20 protein-coding genes are annotated in these 22,913 nt (G+C 65.3%); 14 read left to right on the top strand and 6 right to left on the bottom strand.

All coding sequences use genetic code 11. From position 1 onward, the window contains the following. The first annotated feature begins 43 nt into the window (after positions 1-43). On the top strand, positions 44-721 hold the full coding sequence (locus LXM55_RS03065; RefSeq protein ID WP_233318464.1) for a response regulator transcription factor: 678 nt from the start codon (positions 44-46) through the stop codon (positions 719-721). A 21-nt stretch (positions 722-742) separates the two neighbouring features. Here LXM55_RS03065 and LXM55_RS03060 read toward each other — a convergent pair whose 3' ends face one another. Beyond that, on the bottom strand, positions 743-1,585 hold the full coding sequence (locus LXM55_RS03060; protein WP_233318463.1) for an EAL domain-containing protein: 843 nt from the start codon (positions 1,583-1,585) through the stop codon (positions 743-745). A gap of 293 nt (positions 1,586-1,878) precedes the next feature. Further along, positions 1,879-2,556, bottom strand: coding sequence for a response regulator transcription factor (locus LXM55_RS03055; RefSeq protein ID WP_233318462.1), 678 nt, complete (start codon positions 2,554-2,556; stop codon positions 1,879-1,881). A gap of 294 nt (positions 2,557-2,850) precedes the next feature. Here LXM55_RS03055 and LXM55_RS03050 point away from each other — a divergent pair, with 294 nt between their 5' ends. After that, entirely contained in the window at positions 2,851-3,696 is an 846-nt protein-coding gene (locus LXM55_RS03050; RefSeq protein ID WP_325169827.1) for a hypothetical protein, read from the top strand. A gap of 22 nt (positions 3,697-3,718) precedes the next feature. Further along, the gene (locus LXM55_RS03045; protein WP_233318461.1) at positions 3,719-4,792 is read left to right on the top strand and encodes a linear amide C-N hydrolase; all 1,074 of its coding nucleotides are present in this window, start codon (positions 3,719-3,721) and stop codon (positions 4,790-4,792) included. 67 nt (positions 4,793-4,859) lie between these two features. Here the strand turns inward: LXM55_RS03045 and LXM55_RS03040 are convergent, their stop codons facing one another. After that, on the bottom strand, positions 4,860-5,990 hold the full coding sequence (locus tag LXM55_RS03040; protein ID WP_233319033.1) for a fimbrial protein: 1,131 nt from the start codon (positions 5,988-5,990) through the stop codon (positions 4,860-4,862). A gap of 436 nt (positions 5,991-6,426) precedes the next feature. Between LXM55_RS03040 and LXM55_RS03035 the strand changes: the two genes are divergently transcribed. The 5 genes from LXM55_RS03035 (at position 6,427) to LXM55_RS03015 (ending at position 9,758) form a co-directional block, all read left to right on the top strand. Next, positions 6,427-7,236 carry a helix-turn-helix domain-containing protein gene (locus LXM55_RS03035; RefSeq protein ID WP_233318460.1) on the top strand — a complete coding sequence of 270 codons (810 nt, stop codon included), beginning with the start codon at positions 6,427-6,429 and terminating at the stop codon, positions 7,234-7,236. Positions 7,237-7,320: 84 nt separating this feature from the next. Then, complete coding sequence (locus LXM55_RS03030) at positions 7,321-7,956, top strand: LysE family translocator (RefSeq protein ID WP_233319031.1); 636 nt, start codon at positions 7,321-7,323, stop codon at positions 7,954-7,956. A gap of 129 nt (positions 7,957-8,085) precedes the next feature. Then, the gene (locus LXM55_RS03025; RefSeq protein ID WP_233318459.1) at positions 8,086-8,502 is read left to right on the top strand and encodes an NUDIX hydrolase; all 417 of its coding nucleotides are present in this window, start codon (positions 8,086-8,088) and stop codon (positions 8,500-8,502) included. Between the two features lie 171 nt (positions 8,503-8,673). Further along, positions 8,674-9,279, top strand: coding sequence for an SCO family protein (locus LXM55_RS03020; protein WP_233318458.1), 606 nt, complete (start codon positions 8,674-8,676; stop codon positions 9,277-9,279). After that, positions 9,279-9,758 carry a copper chaperone PCu(A)C gene (locus tag LXM55_RS03015; RefSeq protein ID WP_233318457.1) on the top strand — a complete coding sequence of 160 codons (480 nt, stop codon included), beginning with the start codon at positions 9,279-9,281 and terminating at the stop codon, positions 9,756-9,758. Before LXM55_RS03020 ends, LXM55_RS03015 begins: the two co-directional genes overlap by 1 nt. A 129-nt stretch (positions 9,759-9,887) precedes the next feature. On the opposite strand, the gene LXM55_RS03010 is transcribed toward LXM55_RS03015, so the two are convergent. Continuing rightward, positions 9,888-10,511 (bottom strand): class I SAM-dependent methyltransferase, encoded by a 624-nt coding sequence (locus LXM55_RS03010; protein WP_233318456.1) that lies wholly within the window; start codon positions 10,509-10,511, stop codon positions 9,888-9,890. Between the two features lie 85 nt (positions 10,512-10,596). Continuing rightward, on the bottom strand, positions 10,597-11,514 hold the full coding sequence (locus LXM55_RS03005) for a LysR family transcriptional regulator (protein WP_233318454.1): 918 nt from the start codon (positions 11,512-11,514) through the stop codon (positions 10,597-10,599). 162 nt (positions 11,515-11,676) lie between these two features. Here LXM55_RS03005 and LXM55_RS03000 point away from each other — a divergent pair, with 162 nt between their 5' ends. Together LXM55_RS03000 and LXM55_RS02995 are read left to right on the top strand one after the other, a co-directional pair. Next, a complete protein-coding gene (locus tag LXM55_RS03000; protein ID WP_233318452.1) occupies positions 11,677-13,368 on the top strand; it encodes an AMP-binding protein in 1,692 nt (563 codons plus the stop codon). A gap of 27 nt (positions 13,369-13,395) precedes the next feature. Further along, entirely contained in the window at positions 13,396-16,668 is a 3,273-nt protein-coding gene (locus tag LXM55_RS02995; protein ID WP_233318451.1) for a carboxyl transferase domain-containing protein, read from the top strand. Between the two features lie 98 nt (positions 16,669-16,766). Here LXM55_RS02995 and LXM55_RS02990 read toward each other — a convergent pair whose 3' ends face one another. After that, on the bottom strand, positions 16,767-18,173 hold the full coding sequence (locus LXM55_RS02990; protein WP_233318450.1) for an MFS transporter: 1,407 nt from the start codon (positions 18,171-18,173) through the stop codon (positions 16,767-16,769). A 213-nt stretch (positions 18,174-18,386) separates the two neighbouring features. Here LXM55_RS02990 and LXM55_RS02985 point away from each other — a divergent pair, with 213 nt between their 5' ends. The 4 genes from LXM55_RS02985 to LXM55_RS02970 all read left to right on the top strand — a co-directional run bounded on the left by LXM55_RS02985 (position 18,387) and on the right by LXM55_RS02970 (position 22,742). Beyond that, positions 18,387-19,055 (top strand): helix-turn-helix transcriptional regulator, encoded by a 669-nt coding sequence (locus LXM55_RS02985; protein WP_233318449.1) that lies wholly within the window; start codon positions 18,387-18,389, stop codon positions 19,053-19,055. Beyond that, positions 19,055-20,527, top strand: coding sequence for an alpha/beta hydrolase (locus tag LXM55_RS02980; protein WP_233318448.1), 1,473 nt, complete (start codon positions 19,055-19,057; stop codon positions 20,525-20,527). Before LXM55_RS02985 ends, LXM55_RS02980 begins: the two co-directional genes overlap by 1 nt. Before the next feature lie 92 nt (positions 20,528-20,619). After that, positions 20,620-21,135, top strand: a complete 516-nt coding sequence (locus LXM55_RS02975) for a sn-glycerol-3-phosphate transporter (protein ID WP_442799722.1) — start codon at positions 20,620-20,622, stop codon at positions 21,133-21,135. A gap of 137 nt (positions 21,136-21,272) precedes the next feature. Then, positions 21,273-22,742, top strand: coding sequence for an aldehyde dehydrogenase family protein (locus LXM55_RS02970; protein ID WP_233318447.1), 1,470 nt, complete (start codon positions 21,273-21,275; stop codon positions 22,740-22,742). Positions 22,743-22,913 lie beyond the last annotated feature (171 nt).

Raw genomic sequence — 22,913 nt, 5'->3', positions numbered from 1 at the left:
AATCGGTCGCCTCTCCACTTCCCAAGAGCCATGCGCATCCATCATGAAAATTCGTATTCTGCTGGCCGATGATCACCCTGCCCTGTTGTCGGGTATTCAACATGACCTGGCGGCGATCCCGACCCTTGAGGTCGTGGGGGTTGCTCGCGACTCCGGCGAACTGGTCGAGTTGCTGCAGCAGCACCCCTGCGATGTGCTGGTCACCGACTACGCGATGCCGGGAGGCGCACATGGCGACGGGATCATCTTCATTTCCTATCTGCGCCGCCGTTTTCCGACCTTGAAGATTGTCGTCTTCACCACACTGGACAGTCCCGCCATCACTCAGGAATTGGCCAAGCTTGGAGTGGACTCGGTGCTGGGCAAGGTCAATGAAACCAGTCATCTGATTTCGGCCATCCACGCCGTGCATGCCGGGGCTCGTTATTTCCCTTCCGAGAACGCGCGCGCAGGATCGGCCAGCGCTCATGGGAATAGCGGGAAAGGGCTGGAGTTGACCAAGCGAGAGCTGGAAGTGATCAGGCTCTACGTTTCCGGGCAATCGATCAACGAAATCGCCGAACAACTGCACCGCTCGAAACAGACCATCAGTTCGCAGAAGACCAGCGCCATGCGCAAGCTGGGCATAGAGCGCGATGCCGACCTGTTCCGCTTCGCCTACGAAACCGGTATCGCCACGGCATCCGACTCCCCCCGCGTGGCGGATTCCAACCCGCAGTGAGGCATGCGCCCGTGGGCAGGTTCAGCTAGGGGGGCGAGCGGTAGTGCGGCGCCCGGCGGCATCGGCCCGCGCGTAGGCAATGAAGGCATCGAGCTCCATGGGCGCCGCCAACCCATAACCCTGCCCCACTCGTACCCCAAGCTCACGCAGCGCCTGGATCTGTTCGGCGCACTCGATCCCTTCCGCCACGACGTCCACGCCCAGGGCCTTGCCCAGCTCCAGCGCTGCCCGCACCACCGCGCCAGCGGCGGGTTCATCCAGCATGCGGCGCACAAACGAGCGGTCTATCTTCAGCTCGGTGAACGGCAGTTGAATCAATCTTTCCAGGGTGGATGTGCCGGTGCCGAAGTCATCCATGCTGATCCCGAACCCCCTGGAACGCAGCCACTGCAGTTCATCGGCCAGGCTGTGCACGTCATCGATGGCCAGGTCTTCGGTGATCTCGATCTTCATCAGGCGCGCGGGCACCCTGCTCTGGTTCAGGCTGGAATCGAGCTGGCGCAAGAGCCCCGGGAGCGAAAGCGTCGACACCGACGTGTTGACTGAAATCGGGCACGCAGCGTCGGCCGCCACCAACACCCGCAGCAGCGCCTGGGTCTGGTTGATGACGTGCTCGAACAGTACCGGCTCGATGCCCATGCGGGTCAAGGCTGGCATGAACACCGACGGCGCCACCTCCCCGAGACGCTGATGGTTCCAGCGTGCAAGCGCCTCAGCGCCGACCAGGGCGCCGCTGTGCAGGTCATGCTGAGGTTGCAAGACCACACGGAACGCCTTGTCGCCGACAATCGCCTGGATAAGTTCCTTGTCGTTGATCAACGGCTCAATACGCGAGAAGACCGCCGGGTGTCGTGCATCGGCCACCTCTGGATTTTCAGGCAGGTATACGAAGTCATGAGCAATGGCCTGTACAGCCGACGTGCAGTTGGCAGCGAGTTCAATATTTTGGAGCACATGGCAACTCATGGTCGATCCTCTGATGACGTGCCAGAAAGCGGAATGCCGACAGCAGGAAAAGGGATTTAACAATCGAAAGTTCCCTGTGCACGATGAAGTAACCGCTATTGATGGCGAACGCCGTCAGTATCTAGAGACGCCTGTAGCCGAACAATCAGACCAGTATCAAAAGTGCCAAGTTGGCCACTGAATCCTTTCAACTAATCGATCTTTGCCTCGAAGCAATCATCAGGGCGAGTGGTGATGACCAATCCCATCTCATGTGCAAAACGAATCAACTCGACATCGCGCTTAATGCCAAGTTTGCGCATGGCACTGGTCTTCTGCGAGCTGATGGTTTGCTTGCTTCGGTTGAACTGGCTGGCAATTTCATTGATGGAAAGACCGGACACGTAGAGGCGTATGACTTCGGCTTCACGCCGCGACAGGCGGCGGGTCGTGTGAGGCTGTGCGTGCCTTGAGGTACTGCTGCTGGGATAGTGCTTCGGCGAGAAATACGTCGCCCCGGCGTGCACCGCGTGGATGGCGAATATCAGGTGGCTGATGTGCTCAACCTTGTTCAGGACCGAATGCACGCCGAGCTTGATCAGTTCGGTCAACATGATCTGGCTGTCAATCGTGGTGAAGACGATGATTCTCAGGTTCGGGTAGCGCCGCCGCAGGAAGGAAAGCATGGTCATGCCATCGCCATACTCCCCGCCCGGCATCACATAGTCCGTGATCAGGATGTCGCAATGCTCTTTCGCCAGTAACTCCACTATTTCGGTAGAGTTGCTGGCGGTTCCCACCACCTCCAATGTATGAATACTCGACAACTCGTACTTTATGCCTGCAATGAGTGCAGGGTGATCGTCAGCGATAATGAGATTTATTTTCATGGTGTTCACAGGGTGATGATGGTTAAGTTCCATCAGTGTCGGAGGAATAATATAATTGCCACCCGCATTACTGACTCTCGTACTCGTCTGCTTTTTAGCGCAAATGAATGAGACTGGAATGAATGCGGACAGCCCCTCCTTCTCCAACTAATAGAGCGCAATATAAAATCCTTACTTGCTTTATTAGTTAATGTCCCTGCTTGTCACCTCATCCCCCCGATACAGTGGAACCGACTTGGATCAGCATTGATTTCGGGGAGCGAACCCATTGTGCAAAAGTGGAAAATACCGCCCATGACGCCCAAGCGTTCCAAGACAACACGCCTCCACCTGCTCATCGCCAGCGCCGCCTTATCCATGATGGGCACCTCCATGATGGGCCCCATGGCCTGGGCCGAAGGCTCGAGCACCATCGCCGATCGTGACGACGCTCCATGGCTGGTACTGGTCAGCCCCTTTGTCTGGGCGCCCTCGATGAGCGGACAGGCCACGCTGGGCGGGGTAAATACCCATGTCGACGTGCCCTTTTCACAGACCCTGGGCAACCTCAACTCGGTCTTCATGGGCAATCTCGAAGTCACCAACCGTACCCTTGGCTTCTACGTCGATGGGGTCTACGCCGACACCCACGAGTCCCATCGCGTAATGGGCCAGAAAGTCGGACTCTCCATCACCCAGACCACCGTTGCCGTCGGTGCCTACTACCGCGCCTACGAGCAGGTTTTGGGCGGCGCGACGATCTTCGGCGAACCTCGGGCCTGGCGTGTCGAGCCCACCGCGGGTGTGCGCTGGACCCGGCTGGCAAGCAAACTGGAGATCGACAGCCTCGGCTTTGCCACGCAGAAAAAGGCCCAGTGGAGCGACCCGTTCCTCGGCCTGCGGATGCAGGCGGACCTGACCGATCGCTGGACGCTCTCCGGCGAAGCCGACCTGGGCGGCTTCGATACCGCCACCAAGAACAGCTACAACGCCCAGGGCAATCTGGGTTATCGAACCTACCTTTTCCAATACCCGACTATCCTGCGTGCGGGCTATCGCGTGTTGTCCCAGGAGTATCAGACCCGTGACTTCACCGGTAACCGCTTCAAGTACGACGTTACCCAGCGCGGCCCGGTACTCGGCCTGTCCGTGCGTTTTTGATCAGCCCTTGAGGACTCATAGAATGAAGCCCGCGTTGCCAGCCCCGAAACCCCTCGCCCGCGCTCTGGCCTTGAGCCTGGCCGGCTTCCTGTGTGCCCTGCCAGTGGCCCAGGCCTGCACCCGACTGACCTACCTGGGGGACAACCAGACGGTGATTACCGCCCGCTCCATGGACTGGAAAACCGATGTGGCGACCAACCTGTGGATCTTCCCGCAGGGTATGCAGCGCCATGGCGAGGTGGGCCCGAACTCGATCAAATGGACCTCGCGCTATGGCAGCGTGATTGCCTCGGGCTACGACATTTCCACCACCGATGGAGTCAATCAGGCAGGTCTGGTGACCAACCTTTTGTGGCTGGTGGAGTCCGAGTACCCGGCACCCGACCGCGGCAAACCCGGCCTGAGCATCGCCGCCTGGGCCCAATATGTGCTGGACAACTACGCCACCGTGGCCGAAGCCGTGGACGCCTTGAGAAAAGAACCCTTTACCCTGGTGACGGCCACGGTTCCCGGGGACACCCGCCTGGCCACCCTGCACCTGTCGATTTCCGACGCCACAGGCGACAGCGCGATCATCGAATACATCAAGGGCAAGCCGGTGATTCACCATGGCCGGGAATATCAGGTCATGACCAACTCCCCGACCTTTGATCAACAACTGGCCCTGAACAGCTACTGGAAAGCGATTGGCGGCACGGTCATGTTGCCGGGCACCAACCGCGCGGCGGACCGTTTCGCCAGGGCCTCGTTCTATGTCAACGCGATACCCAAGACCGAGAACCCACAGGTGTCGCTGGCCAGCGTGTTCAGCGTGATCAGGAACGTCTCCGTGCCTTACGGCATCTCCACACCGGGTGAGCCGAACATTTCTTCGACCCGCTGGCGCTCGGTGGTCGACCATCAACGCAAGCTGTATTTCTTCGAGTCGGCGCTGACACCCAACACGTTCTGGGTGGACCTGAAGAAGATCGACTTCTCCAGCGGTACAGGCCAGGTCATGAAACTGGACCTGGGCAAGGATCAGTCCACGACCTATTCCGGCGAAGTATCCAGCGCGTTCAAGGTCACCCCGGCCTTCAAGTTCGAAGGCGCCTGAGCGCTCTTTACGGCCGTCAAAACCACCTTCGGCCCCCTCGACGGCGCTCGCTCATCGGGGGGCTGGCTCATGGGTAGACAATAGTCACGGTGGTCGCCGCCGACACGGCTCCAGCAGGAGCGGTGCTGCCGGTGCCTCCGGGTATGCGCACATACTGGCCGGTGAAAGGCACCGTCAGGCTGCCGCCGCTGGAGCTGTAGGTGATGGGAGCGCGCGAAGGCAAGGTGCTGCCCACCGGTGCAGGACCGAACTGAATAGGGGTCGGGGAGCTGTCGTGGTAAAGGCGTATGCCCACTTTGCCGGCGCTCGAGCCGCCCCCCGTCGGCAGCAGATAATCGTTGCTGCTGGCCGGGTTGCTGGTGTCGGTGAAGTAGATATTCATCAGCGCGCCGTTCTTGCAGTTCGAGGCCTGCAGCTGAAAACTCTTTTCACCCGCGGCGCCAGCGCTGCGCCCCGCGCCGGCAGCGGCCACTGAAGAGCTGATTGCCGGGTTCAGGGAGACGGCCTGGTTCATCAGGGTCATGTTGAAATCACAGGTCGGTACCGTGGGCACCGGTAGCACTGGCGCAGGAACGTTGGTCAACCGATTGGCGGCGTTGGCGCCATCAAAACAATTGCTCATGACGCCATCCAGTTGCGCCGTCCAAAGAATCTGCGGGCCTTTCTCCAGGCTCATGTTGATCTTTGACAGATCCTTGCCATAGGCCGTGGCATCGGTGACATACAGCTGATAACGAAAGACCGCCTTCATGCTGGTGTTGTATCGAGCACCTGATAACGCTCCGGGATAGGCATAAGACAAAAAGTCGCCCTTTTTTGTAAAGACCGTCCCCGTCTGTGACGGCCAAGGCCATATCCAGAGACTCGGCATCGTGGGTGTCATGCCTGCTGTAAAGGTCACGGTGGCCCCCACGCCTGGCAGCGACTTGAGCGGCAACGCCGCTGTCACCGAGTTGAAACCGGTGAAGTCCGCGGAGGGAGAAACAGTCAATGTCGTTTCAGTGTTATTGCTCCCGGCCGCCAGGTTCGTGTAGTCAATGTCCATTTGTAAATCGATACTGGCCAGCAGCGAGTTATTGGTCGGATTGGGAACGTTGTTTACCGTCCACCCGCCGACTGGAGTGAAGGTGCCGTTACGCACGCTGCATGTCGCTAACGGCGCCGCGTTCGCCGAGTTCATCACGAAACACCCCAGCATCAGGAACACCAGGCACAAGTAGTCATGGCGGCGCCAACCGGCGCACCGCGCGGCCAATCTATTCAAATATCTCATTCCAAGATGCCCTGTGGATGCTGTGTTTGATAAGTACCGAGCAAAGCTGCCTGGTTCTGACTGGACAATCGTAGAGAGCACTACGATTAACGTGATCAAGTGTGAAATAGATGGTGGGGCCATTCTGAAGCAGGCCAAGTTAACCCGTCGCCCACGGATACTAAATTAAACATCGCGAAAAGCATGTAAGACGGGTCCGAACTTTAAAGATGAATACAGCAAAGTTCTGATGGCGCTGTATGAACAGCAATTGCCAGGAACTAATGCGTCTTGTTCTTTTCTCTAAATATGCGCTCAGGCAGTACTGGCACGGGCGCAAGCCAGCCTGTTAGGCTGGTTCGCCTCAGCCAGGAACCACCCCATGCCCCCTTCAGCGCAATTCTGGCGCGACCCCAACCTGCCCTACGTCGAAAGCCGCCGGGCCTGTGACAGCCGCGCCAACTACAAGGCCCACAGCCATCCCACGGTGTCCATCGGCGCCGTGGACCGGGGTGTCAGCGTGTTCAGTGGCGGTGCCCAGGGCCCAACCCTGATTCAGGCGGGCAGCGTGGTGTTTGTCCCGGCCGATTGCGCCCATGCCTGCAACCCTTTACCCGACCACGCCTGGAGCTACCAGATGCTGCACCTAGACCCGCTCTGGGTCGAAGCGGTGCGCCAGGAAGCGCAACAGAACGCGCCAAGCGCGCTGTGCCAGGTGCTGCTGAGTAACGATGACGAGCTTTACCAGGGCTTCTGCCGGCTCAACGACCTGCTGTTCTCCACGCACAGCTGGCAGGAAAAGGAGGCCGCGCTGATCGAGTTCATCGGCGGGTTTGCCGCCCATGAACAACCGGTGATCGCCCTGGCGGCGGACCCTGCCCGGGCCAGTGCCGGCGTGCGCCGGGTCATGGCGTTTCTTCAGCGCGACCCGGAGCAGAGCCGCGCGCTGGAGCAACTGGCGGAGCTGGCCGGGATCAGCCGCTATCAGTTGATCCGGGCCTTTCGCGCGGCCACCGGGATGACGCCCCATGCCTACCAGTTGAACCAGCGGATCATCCAGGCCCGCTCCTCGCTGCAGGCCGGGGAAGCCTCGGCGGCCCTGGCCCAGCGCCTGGGCTTTGCCGATCAGGCGCACTTCCAGCGGGTGTTCAAGGCCCACGTCGGCGTGACCCCGGGGCTGTACAAGGCCTGAGGCCGCGCAATTTTCTTCAATACCCCTGCCCTTGCGGCGCCGCAGACTTCCGGGCTCTACCGTCACTGGAAGTCTTCACCGATGATTCAACAGTTCCTGCTGGTCGCCGCCGCGCACTTTCTCGCCCTGCTCTCCCCCGGCCCGGATTTCTTTCTGGTGGCGCGCATGTCCATGGCCGCCGGGTGGCGTGCGGCTACCGGTGCCTGCCTGGGCATCGCCCTGGCCAACGGCGCGTTCATCGTCCTGGCGTTCGCCGGGGTGTCGGTGTTCCGCGCGGACAGCCCGCTGTTCCTGACCATCCAGCTGGCCGGCTGCGGCTACCTGCTCTACATGGGCGGGCTGTTTATCCGCCATGCCGGCGCCAGCTCCCTGGCCGCGGTGGACAGCAACGGCGAAACCCGGGCGCTGGGTCGCGCCAGCTGGTGGCGGGGCCTGGGCATGGGGTTTCTCTCCGGCATTCTCAACCCGAAGAACGCGCTGTTCTATGTCAGCCTGGCGTCCCTGGTGGGGGCCCAGACCAGTGCCGGCTGGAAGCTGGTCTACGGCGTGTGGATGTTCAGCGCGGTGCTGCTGTGGGATGTGCTGGTCGCCCTGGCGATCGGTAACCGCCGGGTGCGCGAGCGGTTTGCCCGGGCCCTGCCCTGGCTGGAGCGCGGCACCGGGGTGGTGTTGATCCTGCTGGCGCTGCTGGTGATCGGCGCCACCCTGTGGCGCCACTGAGCCGCTGACCTGCAACCGTCATCACACCGACACAACAAAGCAATAATCTGCGCCGAGCACCGCCGCCGAGAGGGTCGGAGCGGTATCGGGCCCGTCGGGCCCCGCCCATGAGCGCTAGGAGGACCCGCCATGCAACAACAGCCACGCCTGGGGTGCGGTGTCGCCATTGTCCTAGACGGCCAGTTGCTGCTGGTCAGGCGCCTGGGCGATCCCGAAGCCGGTTGCTGGGGCCTGCCCGGGGGCAAGGTCGGCTGGCTGGAGCCGGTGGAACAGGCCATGCGCCGGGAAGTCCACGAACAGCTGGGGTTGACCCTGCAAGGCGTCAGCCTGTTGTGCGTGGTTGATCAGATCGACCCGCAGCGCCAGGAGCACTGGGTATCACCGGTGTACCTGGCCTCGGCCCCCGCCATGGCGCCACACTATGGCGAACCGCACCAGCACAGCGACGTGGCCTGGTTCGAACTCGACCGCCTGCCCCAGCCCCTGACCCAGGCCACCCGCAGCGCCGTGCGCGCGCTGGTGCAGATGGCCGCCCTGGAAAGCTGAAAAACCACGCGTCAATCCACGCGGCTATCCGCCCCGCAATCCACGCGCCAACCCAGGCCAACCTGCGACCGATGGCCGCAGGCATTGGTCTAATTAGCCCGCCGCCACTTTCGTCTGTTTGTTACCATGCGCGGGTTTTTGCCTGTCTGGCTGTTCAAAGGGCGTTATTTCATGAGTGTTCTGCTGACTCGCCGCACCCTGCTTACCAGCGCCGGGGTGCTCGGCCTGGGCCTGCTCGCCGGTTGCGACAACAGTCCCCGACTGTCCTTCAAATACGGCAAGGACCTGAGCAATCAGATTCTGGGCCGGACCTTCAAACTCACCGATTCCCAAGGCGAAACCAAGTCGCTGTCCAGCTACCGCGGGCTGATGCCGATGATCTTCTTCGGCTTCACCCAGTGCCCGGCCGTGTGCCCCACCACCCTGGCCCGCGCGGCCCAGGCCAAGAAGCTGATGGGCCGTGATGGCGAGCGCCTGCAAGTGGTGTTCATCACCCTGGACCCGGAGCGCGACACCCCGCAAGTGCTGGATGCCTACGTCAAGTCCTTCGACCCGAGCTTCGAGGCGCTGTACGGCACCCTGGAACAGACCGCGGCCACCGCCAAGGAATTCGGCGTGTTCTACGAAAAGATTCCCAGCGGTTCGACCTACACCCTGTCGCACACCGCCACCAGTTTTGTCTTCGATTCCCGAGGCACCTTGCGCCTGGGGCTCTCCCAGTCCCTGACCGCCCAAGAATGCGCGGAAGATCTGCTCACCGTCATGGAGGTTTGTTAATGCATTCGCTACAGCGCCCAACCCGTCTCAAAGCCGCCCTGCTCCTGGCTTCCCTGCTCGGCCTGGCCGGCACTGCCAGCGCCGCGACCCAAGTAGACAATGCCTGGGTACGCGCCACCGTGGCCGGCCAGCACGCCAGCGGCGCCTTCATGGACATCACCGCCAGCACTGACAGCAAGCTGATCGAGGTGCAGTCGCCAGTGGCCAAGAACGTGCAGATTCACCAGTCGAGCATGCACAACGACGTGATGAGCATGCAGCAAGTGACGGACATCGCCCTGCCGGCCGGGCAGAAAGTCAGCCTGGACACCCACGGCTACCACGTGATGCTCATGGAGCTGACCGGCCAGATCAAAGCCGGTGACACCGTGCCGCTGACCCTGATCGTGGAAAACGCCAAGGGCGAGAAGGAAACCGTCCAGGTGCAAGCCGAAGCCCGAGCGCTGAATGCGCCGGACCACAGCATGATGAAGCACTGACAAGCCCTGTAGGGCTCCCGTGGGACTGGCCGACGCCCTGAGGCGTAGCCGTCCCATTTTTTTTGCGGCGCTGTGCGGCCCAACGGGAGCAAGCGCCCCGCCGCAGGTTTTTCTCGCGCTGGCGATTCTTTATCCGAAATCCATCGCCCGGGCCAGCCAGACGGTAAGCCCGCAGCAGTCCGGGTCCTCGCTGACCTGCTGCACCACCTCGAAACAATGGGTGTCGAGCAAGGTGCAGTACTCCCCCGGGTCCAGGCTGGCGTGGTACAGCGCCTCGCCTTCGAATTCGCCTATGGCCTCCCCGGCCTGCGGCCCGCTGGTGAACATCAGGGCGCAGCCCGGGCGGGCGTGGCGCTCGAACACGGCAAACATCGCGCGTTGATCGTCCGGGCTCAGGTGGAACAGGCTGTTCCAGGCGAGGATGCCGTCGAAGTCCCGGTCCAGGGCCAGGCCGCGCATATCGGCGTTGAGCCATTGCTGTTGGGGAAAACGCTGGCGGCACTGCTCCAGCAAGGCGGCGGAGCTGTCGACGCCAGTCACCGCGTATTCCTCCTCGATCAGGTAGCGCGCCACCGGCTCGCCCCCTCCGCAGCCCAGGTCCAGCACCTCGCGGCCTCCGCCCATGACCTGGCGAAAGCGCTCCAGCCACACCCGTTCCCGGGCGAAGGTTTCGCGGTTGGCCTGGCGCAAGCGGTCCCACGCGTGAGCATGCCGCTGGTACAGATCGACGATATGGCGGGCGGATTCGTGCATCCACGGGCTTCCTTGTGCGCTTCAGTGGCTGCGGATTAGAGCACAGCGACGCCGCGCAAGGCGAAATTGGCGGTGCGCGCGCCTTTCAGGCTCGGCCAGCCAACGCCAGCAACTGCTCGCGCAGCCAGCGATTGGCCGATTCGTTCTGCACCTGCTTGCTCCAGTACAGGTTCAGGCATACCTCGGGCAGGGTCAGGGGCATGTCGAGTAGGCGATTGCCCAGGCCGGCATTGATCAGCCGCGCGTTATTGCGGGTCAGGGTCAGCAGGCCATCGCCCTGGGCCACCAGTTGCGCGGCGGTGAGGAAATGCTGGCAGTGCTGGCGAATCCGCCGCACCACCCCCAGGTGCCCCAGGGCCAGGTCTTCGACGCAGATGCCTCGGCGCTGTGAAGTCACCGCCACATGCTCGGCCGCCAGGTAGCGTTCCACCGTCAGTTCGCCGCTGAAGCCGGGCCCGGCCATCACGCAGAACGAGTCCTGCAGCAGCCGTTGCTGTTGCAGCTGCGGGTCGGTAAGACGCGACAGTTCGATGGCCAGGTCGATGCGCCCGGCAATCATCTCCAGCTTCAGGTCGGCCCAGTGCACGCTGGTGCTGCGCACCTCCAGGTGCGGGGCGACGCGGTTCAGGTGCGCCAGGATCAAGGGCAGGATCACCGGCTCCAGCTGCTCCGGCATGTTCAGGGTGAAACGCCGCCGGTCCCGCGACGGGTCGAAGCCCTGGGCCGGGTTGATGCTGCGGCGCAGGCCACTGAGGGCGTCCTGGATCCCCGGCGCCAGTTGCTTGGCCAGGGGCGTCGGCGCCACGCCGTAACCTTCGCGGACGAACAACGGGTCGTCCAGCTGGGTGCGCAGGCGCGCCAGGGCGTGGCTGATGGCCGATTGGCTGAGGTGCAGCACCGAGGCCGCGCGGGTCAGGTTGCGCTCCTGGTACACCACCTCGAAGACCCGGAACAGGTTCAGGTCCAGGCGGCTGAGCCCCGACCAGTCATGCGGTGAGTTCATGGTTGTGCCCTCGCATTCTCGACCCGGCGCAGGCTAACAGCCGGGTATCGCCGGAAGAACCATGTAGCGCATTCATGAATCTCGATGAATAACCGTCGGTTCTGTGGCGCCCCGGGCGCTGCCTAAGATGGCCGCGACAATAACAACCATCGAGGAGGCACCATGGACCTTGCGGCCTACCAACAGCAGCTTCACGCCCTGCAGCAAGCAGCCTGGCCCGAAGGCCTGCCACGCACCCCGCAGTACCCTCTGGGCGAGCAGCCGCTGAGCGAGTACCTCAGGGCCTGGGCGCAGCAGCAAGGAGCGGCCGTGGCCCTGGACTTCTACGGTTACTCGTTGAGCTTTGCCGAGCTGGATCGGCTTTCCGACCGTTGCGCGGCCTTGCTCGGCGAGCTGGGCGTCGGCCCCGGTGATCGGGTCGCGGTGTACCTGCCCAACTGCCCGCAATTGCACATCGGTTTCTGGGGCATTCTCAAGTGCGGCGCGGTGTACGCGCCGGTCAGCCCGCTGGCGCGAACCCTGGAGCTGGAGTACCAGCTCAAGGACAGCGGCGCCCGGGTGATCCTGTGTTTCGACCAACTGCTGGACGTGGTGCAGGCGGTCAGCGGCGCCTGGGCCCTGAACGCGATTCTCGCCACCAGCCTTTCCGAGCTGTGCCCGGCAACCCCGAGCATTGCCGTGCCGGACCTGCTGCGCGCGCCCAAGCGCCTGGCCCCGGGAGTGATTGACTTCTACCCCGCCCTGGAGCAGTGCCGCGCCGCAACCCCGGCGCACCGCCCGGCCCTTGGCGATATCGCCGCGCTGAACTACACCGGCGGCACCACCGGCATGCCCAAGGGGTGTATCCACAGCCATGGCGACATGCTCTATACCTGCGCCAGCTTCGTACCGGTGGCCTTGGGCCTGAAGCAGGACAGCGTGCTGCTGAACTTCCTTCCGGAATTCTGGATCGCCGGGGAAAACGCCGGCCTGCTGTTTCCGATCTACGCCGGTTGCCGCCTGGTGCTGCTGGCGCGCTGGGACGCCCTGGGCTTCATGGCGGCGGTGGAGCATTACCGGGTCAGCCACTGCGGGCTGCTGGTGGACAGCGCCGCCGAAGTGCTGGAACACCCGGCCGGCACCGACTACGACCTGCGTTCGCTCAAGGCCACGGGCTGCATTTCCTTCGTCAAGAAGCTCACCCTCGACTACCGCCAGCGCTGGCGTGCACGCACCGGCTGCACCTTGTTCGAGTTCAGTTTCGGCATGACCGAAACCCACACCTGCGACACCTTCACCGCCGGCTTGCAACAGCAGGATTTCGACCTCAGGAGCGCACCGACTTTCGTCGGCCTGCCGGTGCCGGGCACCGAGTTCAAGGTCTGCGACTTCGACAGCGGCGCCTTGCTGCCCCTGGGCGCCGAAGGCGAGCTGTGCGTGCGCAGCCCGTCGCTGCTGCAAGGCTACTGGCAGCGCCCGGAAGAATCCGCGGCGGCCCTGCGCGACGGCTGGCTGCACACCGGCGACCTCGGGCAGATCACCGAACAGGGGTTTATCCGTTACCTGGGCCGGCGCAAGGAAATGCTCAAGGTCAATGGCATGAGCGTGTTTCCCAGCGAGCTGGAGGCGCTGTTCGGCCAGCACCCGCAGGTGCTCGCCAGTGCGGTGATCGGCCGCGCCGATGCGCATCGCGGTCAGCAGCCGGTGGCGTTTGTGGTGCTCAAGGCCGATGCCCCCCAGGACCCGCATGCCCTGACGGCCTGGTGCCATGAGGTGATGGCCGCCTACAAGGTGCCGGAAATCCGTCTGGTGAGCGCCCTGCCCATGACCGCCACCGGCAAGGTCAAGAAAAACGAGCTGGAACCCCTGCTCTGAACCCCCTTTAGCTGCGTGAGAATTGCCATGTTCAAGAGCCTGTTGATCGCCAATCGTGGCGAGATTGCCATCCGTATCGCCCGCGCCTGCGCCGACCTGGGCATCCGCAGTGTCGCGGTGTTCGCCGAGGACGATGCGGCCAGCCTGCACACGCGCAAGGCCGACCTGGCCCTGCCGCTGCAAGGTCGCGGGGTCGCCGCCTACCTCGACCGCCCGCAACTGATTGCCCTGGCCCTGGAACAGGGCTGCGAGGCGATCCACCCCGGCTACGGCTTTCTCGCCGAAAACCCCGGCTTCGCCCAGGACTGCCTGGACGCCGGGGTGACCTTTATCGGGCCCGCGCCGCAGGTGCTGCAACTGTTCGGCGACAAGGCCGCGGCCCGGGCGCTGGCCCAGGACTGTGGCGTGCCGCTGCTGGCCGGCAGCAACCAGGCGGTCGACCTGGAGCAGGCCAGCGCCTTTCTTGAGTGCCATGGCCCGGTGATGCTCAAGGCCCTGGCCGGCGGTGGTGGCCGCGGCATGCGCGCGGTCGGCGAGCGCGGGCAACTGCAACAGGCCTTCATCCGTTGCCAATCCGAGGCTCAGGCGGCGTTCGGCAACGGCCAGCTCTATGTCGAGCAGTGGCTGCAACGGGCGCGACACATCGAAATCCAGGTCCTGGGCGACGGCAGCGGCGCGGTCAGCCACCTCTGGGAGCGCGATTGCAGTCTGCAGCGCCGCCATCAGAAGCTGGTGGAAATCGCCCCCAGCCCGGACCTTGCCGATGAGCTGCGCCAGCAGTTGATCGACGCCGCCCTGACCCTGGCCGCCCGGGTCCGCTACCAGGGCATCGGCACCTTCGAGTTCCTCCTCGACGCGCAATGCCCCGGGCGTTTCTATTTCATGGAGGCCAACCCGCGGATTCAGGTGGAGCACACGGTGACCGAAGCCATTACCGGCGTCGACCTGCTGCACACCCAACTGCGGCTGGCGGCCGGCGCCTCCCTCGCCAGCCTGGGCTTGACCCGGCCGCCGGCACCGAGAGGGTTTGCGGTGCAGGCCCGGGTCAACCTGGAGCAGCAACTGAGCGATGGCGGCACGCGGCCGGTGGCCGGCACCCTCAGCGCCTACGAGGCGCCCAGCGGGCCAGGGCTGCGGGTCGACGGCTACGGCTATGCCGGCTATCGGCTGAACCCCAGCTACGACTCGCTGCTGGCCAAGCTGATTGCCCACGGCGCGGACTACCGGGCCGCCCTGGACCGGGCCTATCGCGGGCTTCGCGAGTTTCGCCTGGAGGGCGTGGCGAGCAACCTCGGGCTGTTGCTGAACCTGCTGCGCCAGCCGGCGGTGATCCACTATCAGGTGGATACCCGCTTCGTCGAGGAGCATTGGGCCGAGCTGCTGCAAGACCCGGCCGAGCCGCACCGGCCGTTGTTCTTTGCCGCACCGGCGGCCGCTGTGGGCAGCCCCCAGCGCGTGGCCGAGGCGCCTGCGGGCACAGCGGCGCTGCCTGCGCCGAGCACCGGGGTGCTGGTGAGCCTGGAGGTGGCCGTCGGCGATGAGCTGCGCCGTGGCCAGCGGGTCGCGGTGCTGGAAGCGATGAAGATGGAATTCGAGGTCACGGCGCAGTGCAGCGGCATTGTCCGCGAGCTGGCGGTACAGCTCGGCGATGCGCTCAGCGAGGGCCAGCCGCTGCTGTTTCTCGAAGCCATCGAGCTGGCCGGCGCCAGCCTGCAGAGCGAGGAACAGCTGGACCTGGAATTGATCCGCGCCGACCTGGCCGAGGTCCGCGCGCGCCATGCCCAGCTGGAAGATGCGCACCGGCCCGAGGCCGTGGCCAAGCGGCGCAGGAGCGGCCAGCGCACGGCGCGGGAAAACCTCGAACAGCTGCTGGACCCGGGCAGCTTCATGGAATACGGCGCCATGGCCCTGGCCGCGCAACGGCGTCGGCGCAGTGCCGAAGAGTTGCAGGCCCTGAGCCCGGCCGATGGCCTGGTGGGCGGCATTGGCACGGTGAATGCCGGGCTGTTCGATGGCCAGGATGCCCGTTGCCTGGCCCTGGCCTATGACTACACGGTGTTCGCCGGCACCCAGGGGGTGATGAACCACAAAAAGACCGACCGCCTGCTGAGCCTGGCCCAGGAGTGGCGGCTGCCGGTGGTGCTGTTCGCCGAGGGCGGCGGCGGGCGGCCCGGCGACAGCGACTTTGTCGGGGTTGCCGGCCTGGATTGCCACACATTCGCCGCCATGGCCCGGCTGTCCGGCTGGGTGCCCACGGTGGGCATCGCTTCCGGGCGCTGCTTTGCCGGCAATGCCGCCTTGCTCGGTTGCTGCAACCTGATCATCGCCACCCACAACGCCAGCATCGGCATGGCCGGCCCGGCGATGATCGAAGGCGGCGGCCTGGGCAGCTTCACCCCGGAACAGGTAGGCCCGGTGTCGGTGCAAGGCCCCAACGGGGTGATCGACGTGCTGGTGGCGGACGAAGCCGAGGCGGTACGAGTGGCCAAACAGTACCTGGGCTATTTCCAGGGGCCGCTCCAGGACTGGCACTGCGCCGACCAGCGTGAGCTGCGGCAGCTGATTCCGGAAAACCGCTTGCGGGTCTACGACATCCGCCGGGTCATCGAAACCCTGGCCGACCGCGACAGCGTGCTGGAGCTGCGCCAGCAATTCGCCCCGGGGCTGATCACCGCGCTGATCCGCATCGAGGGCCGGGCCTTCGGCCTGCTGGCCAACAACCCCGCGGTACTGGGGGGCGCCATCGACGCCGCGGCCGGCGACAAGGCCGCGCGCTTCATGCGCCTGTGCGAGGCCTTCGGCCTGCCGCTGGTGTCGCTGTGCGACACCCCGGGGTTCATGGTCGGCCCGGAATCGGAACGGCAGGCCACGGTGCGCCATGTGTCGCGGATGTTCGTCAGCGCCGCCAGCCTCACGGTGCCGTTCTTCACCCTGGTGCTGCGCAAGGGCTACGGCCTGGGGGCCCAGGCCATGGCGGCGGGCAGCTTCCACAGCCCGTTGTTCACGGTTGCCTGGCCCAGCGCCGAGTTTGGCGCCATGGGCCTGGAAGGCGCGGTGCGCCTGGGCTTTTCCAAGGAACTGGCGGCCCAGCCCGACGCCGAGTCGCGCCAGGCACTGTTCGACACACTGGTGGCCAAGGCCTACGCCCAGGGCAAGGCCCTGAACATGGCCAGCTACCTGGAGATCGACGCCGTGATCGACCCCCAGGACAGCCGCGCCTGGCTGCTGCGCGGCTTGCAGGCGGCGCCCCGCCCGGTTCCCTGGGCTGCGCGCGCCCAGGGTTTTGTCGATACCTGGTAGCTAGCGCTGGCGGATTCTCACTCGCCCCTGGTGGACGATGGTCTGAACCGCGCCGCGTTGCAGGTCAAGCATCGCGGGCGCCTACAGCGTGGCAAGGTTCAGGCTTCGGCCAGCGCCGAGCGGCCATGGCGCCGCACCTGGCGCACCGAGACAAACAGCAGCAGCGACAGCCCGGCATACACACCGAACAGCCAGGCCGCGGCCCGGGCCGTGCCGCCGCTGGAGCCGAGGCCCGCGAGGTTGACGATCATGCCCGCCAGCGCCGCGCCCAGGGCGGTGGCCACCAGCTGCACGGTGGTGATCGAGGCGCCGGCCAGTTCCTTCTGGTCCTCCGGGGCCTGTTCCAGTACCCGCGACAACAGATGCGGCCAGGCCAGGCCGATACCCACGCCCACCAGCAGCATGGCCAGGCACACCGCTCCCAGGCTCAGCACGGGGGTAGCCGTGGCGGGCATGAACAGGCAGGCCAGGAGCAGCCCGGCCACCACCAGCAACGGGCCGGCGGCAATCGCCCGGGCCGCGCCGCGCGGGCCCAGGCCGGAGCTGAAGATCGCCCCCAGGGTCCAGCCGGCGGCCATCAGCGCGGCGATGTAACCTGCCAGCAGCGGTGTCTGCCGATGCAGCACTTGCAGGAACAGCGGCACAAAGACCTCGCTGGTCATGCCCACCACCAGCAACGCCATGGAGACGTACAGCGCTAGCAAGGCACTCCCGGGCCTGAGGCTGTTGCGCGGCAACAGGCGCGCTGCGCTGCGGTTCTCCAGGCCGAAGACCAGCATCAGCAGCCCCAGCCCGGCCCCCAGGCCCAGCGCGTTGTACAGCAGCGACGGGGTAATGCTGCCGATGGAAATCGCCAGCACCACGCCGGTCAGCAACAGCAGTTGCAGGCCGGGAATCGGGCTGCGGGGCGCGGTTTCGCGACTTTTTCCCGGCAGCAGCACGACCGCCAGCAGCATGCACAACAACGTGCACGGCAGCAGCACCCAGAACGCCGCGCGCCAGGCCCCGTGCTCGGCGAACACGCCGCCCACCGCCGGGCCGATCAGGGTCGCCGCGCCCCACATGGCGGAAATCAGCGCCATTGCCCGGGGCCACAGCGGCTCGTCGAAGACCAGGCGGATCATCGCGTAGGGCAAGGCGAACAGCAGGCCACCGCCGAGCCCCTGAACGCTGCGCCCGAGGATCAGCCAGCCCATGTCCGCGGCCAGGGCGCACAGGCTGCAACCGAGCATGAACACCAGGCCCGCCAGGCCGTAGGCGGCTTTCGGCCCGAGCCGCGCCAGGGCCCGGGTGGAGAGCACTGAACCGATGATCGAGGCCACCACGAACAGCGTGGTGTTCCAGGCGTAGTAGTCCAGGCCGCCAATGTCCTGGACCACCGAGGGCAACAGCGTGGTCACCAGATAGACGTTGATTGCATGCAGGGCCACGCCGCCGGCCAGGGCGGCAGAGCGCAGCCCGTTCTTGCCCAGTAACAGTGCGGACCATCCACTTGTCGATGCCATGCCGTATTCCCTTTGGAGTGATGGGTGACGGAGCGACTGTATTACACAAGCAAATACTTTGATAATTATTTTTCCCGATTCGCCGTTTTTTACAAAGGCCGGCAACCCGGCGACAAGCTGCGGGCCGTGGCGCCCTGGCCTGTTATGCTTGCGCGCTTGCCAGCGTCGTCGACGCTCCTGATACCCCACCCGCGCATTGGTTAATGGCCCAGCATGTCTTCGACCTCCTCCTCCGCCGAGAAGAAAAACCCCAGCGCCACCGCCGAACGGATCCTGTTTCTGCTGAAAACCCGCGGGCCGTTGAAAACCGCCGAGCTGGCGCTGCTGCTCAAGGTTTCTCAGGAAGCCGCCCGCCAGCAGGTGCAGAAGCTGGTGGACAGCCAACTGATCGTCGGCCAGCTGATGCCGGCCCAGGGCGCCGGGCGGCCTTCGCAGAAATGGGTGCTCAGCGAGCAGGCCCAGGCGCGCTTTCCCGATACCCACGCCAACCTGACCCTGCAACTGATCGATTCGATTCGCGCGGTGTACGGCTCCGACGGCGTGGAACGCATCGTCAGTGACATGGAGCGGGCCAACCGTGACGAGTACCTCAGCGTCTGTGCGCCATTGCCAACCCTGGAACAGCGGGTTCGGGCCCTGGCGCAGATCCGCGAGGTGGCCGGCTACATGGCCAGCGTCGAGACCGACGGCGACGCCTGGCTGCTGATCGAGAGCCATTGCCCGATCTGCGTCGCGGCCCAGCAATGCCAGGGGTTCTGCCGCTCCGAGCTGCAGGTATTCCAGGCCGCCATTGGCGAGCTGGGCCAGGTACGGCGCGTGGAGCACCTGATTACCGGCGATCGACGCTGCGTCTATCGCATCTGTGCCACCCCAGCGAGTTGATGCCCGTGCCCTTGCCTACCTTGTCCCGCGTGCTCAAACAGGGCGCGCTGATGCTTGGCGTCGCCACCCTGACCCTGCTGGCCTGGCGCGCGTATGACAGCGAGCGCGGCCCGGCGCTGCAACCCTGGCACCTGTACGTGCCCCATGAACTGAGCGCGGAGCAACTGGACCGCGCCGACTGGGCGCGCTGGTTGCAGGCCGAGGACCGGGTGTTCGCCGAGGTCCGGCAGCAGGTCAGCGAGCGGCTCGACCCGGAGCAGGTGCCGCCCTTCAACCGTTACCGCAAGGACAGCCGGGTCTACCCGCCGCACTTCGCCACCGACTGGAACCGTTCCTACCTGCTGCGCCCGGCCGGCACGCCGCGCGGCGTGGTGGTGCTGCTGCATGGCCTGACCGATTCGCCCTACAGCCTGCGCCATGTTGCCCAGCGCTACGTCGAGCATGGCTACCTGGCCATCGGCCTGCGCCTGCCGGGCCACGGCACGGTGCCGGCGGGGCTGACCGATGCCCAGTGGCAGGACTGGCTGGCCGCCACCCGCCTGGCCCTGCGCACCGCCCGGGCCGAGGTGCCGTCGCCGGCGCCGCTGCATCTGGTGGGGTATTCCAACGGCGGCGCGCTGGCGGTCAAGTACAGCCTGGATGCCTTGAGCGACCCGCAATTGCCCCAGGCCCAGCGCCTGGTGCTGATTTCGCCGATGATCGGCGTCGCCGCGTCCGCGCGATTCGCCGGGCTGGCCGCCCTGCCCGCGGTGTTCCCGGCCTTCAGCAAGGCGGCGTGGCTCAACCTGCGGCCTGAATACAACCCGTTCAAGTACAACTCGTTTCCGGCCAATGCGGCGCGCCAGTCCTGGCTGTTGACCGACGCCCTGCAACAACAACTGCAAGCGCTGGTGGGCGACCCACGGCTGGCCCGGCTGCCGCCGATGCTCGGTTTTCAGTCGCTGACCGATGCCACGGTGAGCACCCCGGCGGTGGTCAACGCCCTGTACCGGCATCTGCCGGCCAACGGCAGCGAGCTGGTGATTTTCGACCTCAACCGTGAACGCGACTTCGAAGGGCTGCTGGACCCGGCCAGCGTCACTTCCCTGGCCAACCTGCTGCCGCCGGCGCCGCGCAACTACACAACGCGGGTCCTCAGCAACGAGGGTTCGGGCAATGCGACGCTGCAGGAAGTCAGCAATACCGCCCTGAGCCTGGAGAGCCACCGGCGGCCGCTGGACCTGGCCTACCCGCCCGGGGTGTTTTCCCTGTCCCATGTGGCACTGCCGTTCCCCGTCGACGATGGCTTGTACGGCACCCAGCCCAGCGCCCGTGAGGATTTCGGCGTGCACCTGGGGACCTTGGCCGCCCGTGGCGAACGGGGGGTGCTGGTGGTGCCGATGGATGAGCTGATGCGCCTGACCGCCAACCCGTTCTATCCCTACCTGATCCAGCGCATCGAGGCGCAGATAGATAAAGCAACAGTTCAGTGATTGATCGGTCCAAGGCCCAGGTGGTAGTTTCGCCGCCCCCTCCCCCCCTTGATTTCCGAGGGGGCGCAACTGCCGTATGGCAGGGAAAGACGATGATCTCCATGTTTCAAGCCCGGGCCACCCGCCAGTCCACGCCCCCGCGCCACGCGCTGAAAGCCTTCGCGGCGGCCCTGCTGCTCGGTGCCGTCGGCAGCGCCCAGGCCGATCAGCAACAGGACTTCTGGGTGGTGCAGACCAGCGTGTACACCAACCACTGGAGCAACGACCCCGACCACAACAACCACCAGGACCTGATCGGCCTGGAGCGCAATTACGCCGACGGCCAGTTGTGGGGCGTGAGCACCTTCCGCAATTCATTCTCCCAGCGCTCCTACTACGCCTATGTCGGCAAGGCCTGGGAAAACCCCGACTGGCCGGTCTACGCCAAGCTCAGCGGCGGCCTGATCGAAGGCTACAAGGGCGAGTACAAGGACAAGATCCCGCTGAACCACTTTGGCGTGGCCCCGGTGCTGATTCCCGCGGTGGGCGCGCATTACGGCCCGGTCGCCGCGGAGCTGGTGGTGCTTGGCGCGGCGGCGGTGATGGTCAACGTCGGCTACCGCCTCTGAGGCCACGGCAACGCGCACAATCGTACAAGACGCTGCTACTCCCCTTTCCTAGACTCGCCGCTGAATGACCACCGCGCCGCGGTGGTCCGGCGTGGCCATCGTTGCCGGTCCCGGCACACCTGGAAAGGGATCTTCCAATGCACGGTTTTCAACCCTGGAACCCGCAGTTCTATATCAACCCGCTGTACCTGCCGGCGTCCGGCGATGCCCCGCACCCGGTGTTCAACCCGGCCACCGGCGAGCCGATCGGGCTGAACCCGTGCTGCACCAAGGACGATGTGCACACCGCGGTGGCGGCAGCCAACGTCGCCCACACCCTGTGGCGCCTGCTGGACGCGCAGCAGCGCCAGGCGCTGATGCAGCAACTGGCGGACAGCATCGCCGCCGACAGCGCGTTGAACCGGCAGATCGTCGGGCAGATGACTCGGGAACTGGCGCTGTCCGCGGCCGAGGCCCGGGCCGAGCTGGATCACTGCGCTGCGCTGTTGCGCTACTGCGCGAAACTGCTCGATCGCCTGGCCCCGGGCTCCGCCCCGGCCGACTCCGCGTCGTGCCAGCTGCGGTATGAACCCTATGGGGTCAGCGTGCATATCCTGCCGTTCACCCTGGGCATTGCCCTGCTCGGGCAAAGCGTGGCCGCGGCCTTGGCGGCGGGCAACAGTTGCCTGGTCAAACCGGCGCCGAACGCCAGCCTGTCGACCCTGGCCTTCATGCAGCACTTCGCGTGCCTGCCGGCGGGGCTGGTGTCGTGCATCCCCGGGGACGCCACCACCGGGCAGTGGCTGTTGCAGTCCTGCGGCACCCACGCCGTGGCCTTCACCGGCAGTGCCGGCGCGGCCAGCGCGGTGGCGGTGACCTGCGCCGAACTGCTCAAGCCCTGCGTGATCGAGAGCGCCGGTCGCGGCGCGATGATCGTTGCCGAGGACGCCGACCTGGCGCTCGCCGCCGCTTGCGCAGCCCGCGCGGCCTTCAGCCGCAGCGGCCAGAGTTGTTTGTCGATCCAGTATTTTTTCGTCGACGCGCGGGTCCATGACCCGTTCGTCCGCCAGTTCATCGAACACACCCACGCGCTGTACTCGGGCCACAGCGCGGCGACTTCCGTGGCGCCGCTGATCAGCGACGCGGCGCGGCACAAGCTCCGACGGCTGGTGCGTGACGCCCTGGCCAAGGGCGCCAGGCTGCTGGCTGGCGAACAGGTGCTCGATGCCGCGCTGCCCGGCGGTTCGCTGGTGCCGGTGATCCTCGATGAAGTCGACGACGACATGGCCATCACTGAGGAAGAGTGCCTGGGCCCGGTGGCGATCATCCGCCGGGCCAGCGATCTTGGCGCCGCCGTGCAACTGGCCAACGATTGCCCGACAAGCTTCGAGGTGACCCTGTTCGCCAACGACCCGGCGCCCGCCTTGCTGCTGGCGCAACGGCTGCTGAGCGCGCGGGTGCGGATCAACCCGGCCCCGCTGGCCAACCACCCCGACAGCGAACACCACTGGACCCTATCGCGGTTGGCCGGCGACCTGTCGCCGGAGGCGCTGGACGGGTTCCGGCGGCGCAAGCGCCTGCTGCTCGGCCACGCCGCACGGCCTGCCAGGCAAGCGTTGTCCCGGTGAGCATGCTGTTTGGCGTACGGGCGGCGCGCGCCGGCTGGTCGCTGCTGGAAGTGGCGCTGGTGGGGCTGCTCGTCGGGGGCTGGCCTTGAGCAATACCCTGGGCCTGATCAGCACAGCGGCCCTGGGCACCGCGGCCTACTTCACCCTGTTGCAACTGGCCTGATAATGCTG

Source organism: Pseudomonas sp. Au-Pse12, assembly GCF_021341665.1.
Lineage (GTDB): Bacteria > Pseudomonadota > Gammaproteobacteria > Pseudomonadales > Pseudomonadaceae > Aquipseudomonas.
Note: the sequence above shows the minus strand (reverse complement) of the source record. Positions and strands in the feature narration are given on the sequence as shown.

Excerpts from the sequence above, each read along its gene's own strand:
- LXM55_RS03055 (WP_233318462.1), bottom strand. The coding sequence starts at position 2,556 with ATGAAAATAAATCTCATTATCGCTGACGATCACCCTGCACTCATTGCA.
- LXM55_RS02975 (WP_442799722.1), top strand. The coding sequence starts at position 20,620 with ATGATCTCCATGTTTCAAGCCCGGGCCACCCGCCAGTCCACGCCCCCG.
- LXM55_RS03020 (WP_233318458.1), top strand. The coding sequence starts at position 8,674 with ATGAGTGTTCTGCTGACTCGCCGCACCCTGCTTACCAGCGCCGGGGTG.
- LXM55_RS03005 (WP_233318454.1), bottom strand. The coding sequence starts at position 11,514 with ATGAACTCACCGCATGACTGGTCGGGGCTCAGCCGCCTGGACCTGAAC.
- LXM55_RS03015 (WP_233318457.1), top strand. The coding sequence starts at position 9,279 with ATGCATTCGCTACAGCGCCCAACCCGTCTCAAAGCCGCCCTGCTCCTG.
- LXM55_RS02990 (WP_233318450.1), bottom strand. The coding sequence starts at position 18,173 with ATGGCATCGACAAGTGGATGGTCCGCACTGTTACTGGGCAAGAACGGG.
- LXM55_RS02995 (WP_233318451.1), top strand. The coding sequence starts at position 13,396 with ATGTTCAAGAGCCTGTTGATCGCCAATCGTGGCGAGATTGCCATCCGT.
- LXM55_RS02980 (WP_233318448.1), top strand. The coding sequence starts at position 19,055 with ATGCCCGTGCCCTTGCCTACCTTGTCCCGCGTGCTCAAACAGGGCGCG.
- LXM55_RS03000 (WP_233318452.1), top strand. The coding sequence starts at position 11,677 with ATGGACCTTGCGGCCTACCAACAGCAGCTTCACGCCCTGCAGCAAGCA.
- LXM55_RS03025 (WP_233318459.1), top strand. The coding sequence starts at position 8,086 with ATGCAACAACAGCCACGCCTGGGGTGCGGTGTCGCCATTGTCCTAGAC.
- LXM55_RS03040 (WP_233319033.1), bottom strand. The coding sequence starts at position 5,990 with ATGCTGGGGTGTTTCGTGATGAACTCGGCGAACGCGGCGCCGTTAGCG.
- LXM55_RS03050 (WP_325169827.1), top strand. The coding sequence starts at position 2,851 with ATGACGCCCAAGCGTTCCAAGACAACACGCCTCCACCTGCTCATCGCC.
- LXM55_RS02970 (WP_233318447.1), top strand. The coding sequence starts at position 21,273 with ATGCACGGTTTTCAACCCTGGAACCCGCAGTTCTATATCAACCCGCTG.
- LXM55_RS02985 (WP_233318449.1), top strand. The coding sequence starts at position 18,387 with ATGTCTTCGACCTCCTCCTCCGCCGAGAAGAAAAACCCCAGCGCCACC.
- LXM55_RS03010 (WP_233318456.1), bottom strand. The coding sequence starts at position 10,511 with ATGCACGAATCCGCCCGCCATATCGTCGATCTGTACCAGCGGCATGCT.
- LXM55_RS03045 (WP_233318461.1), top strand. The coding sequence starts at position 3,719 with ATGAAGCCCGCGTTGCCAGCCCCGAAACCCCTCGCCCGCGCTCTGGCC.
- LXM55_RS03035 (WP_233318460.1), top strand. The coding sequence starts at position 6,427 with ATGCCCCCTTCAGCGCAATTCTGGCGCGACCCCAACCTGCCCTACGTC.
- LXM55_RS03065 (WP_233318464.1), top strand. The coding sequence starts at position 44 with ATGAAAATTCGTATTCTGCTGGCCGATGATCACCCTGCCCTGTTGTCG.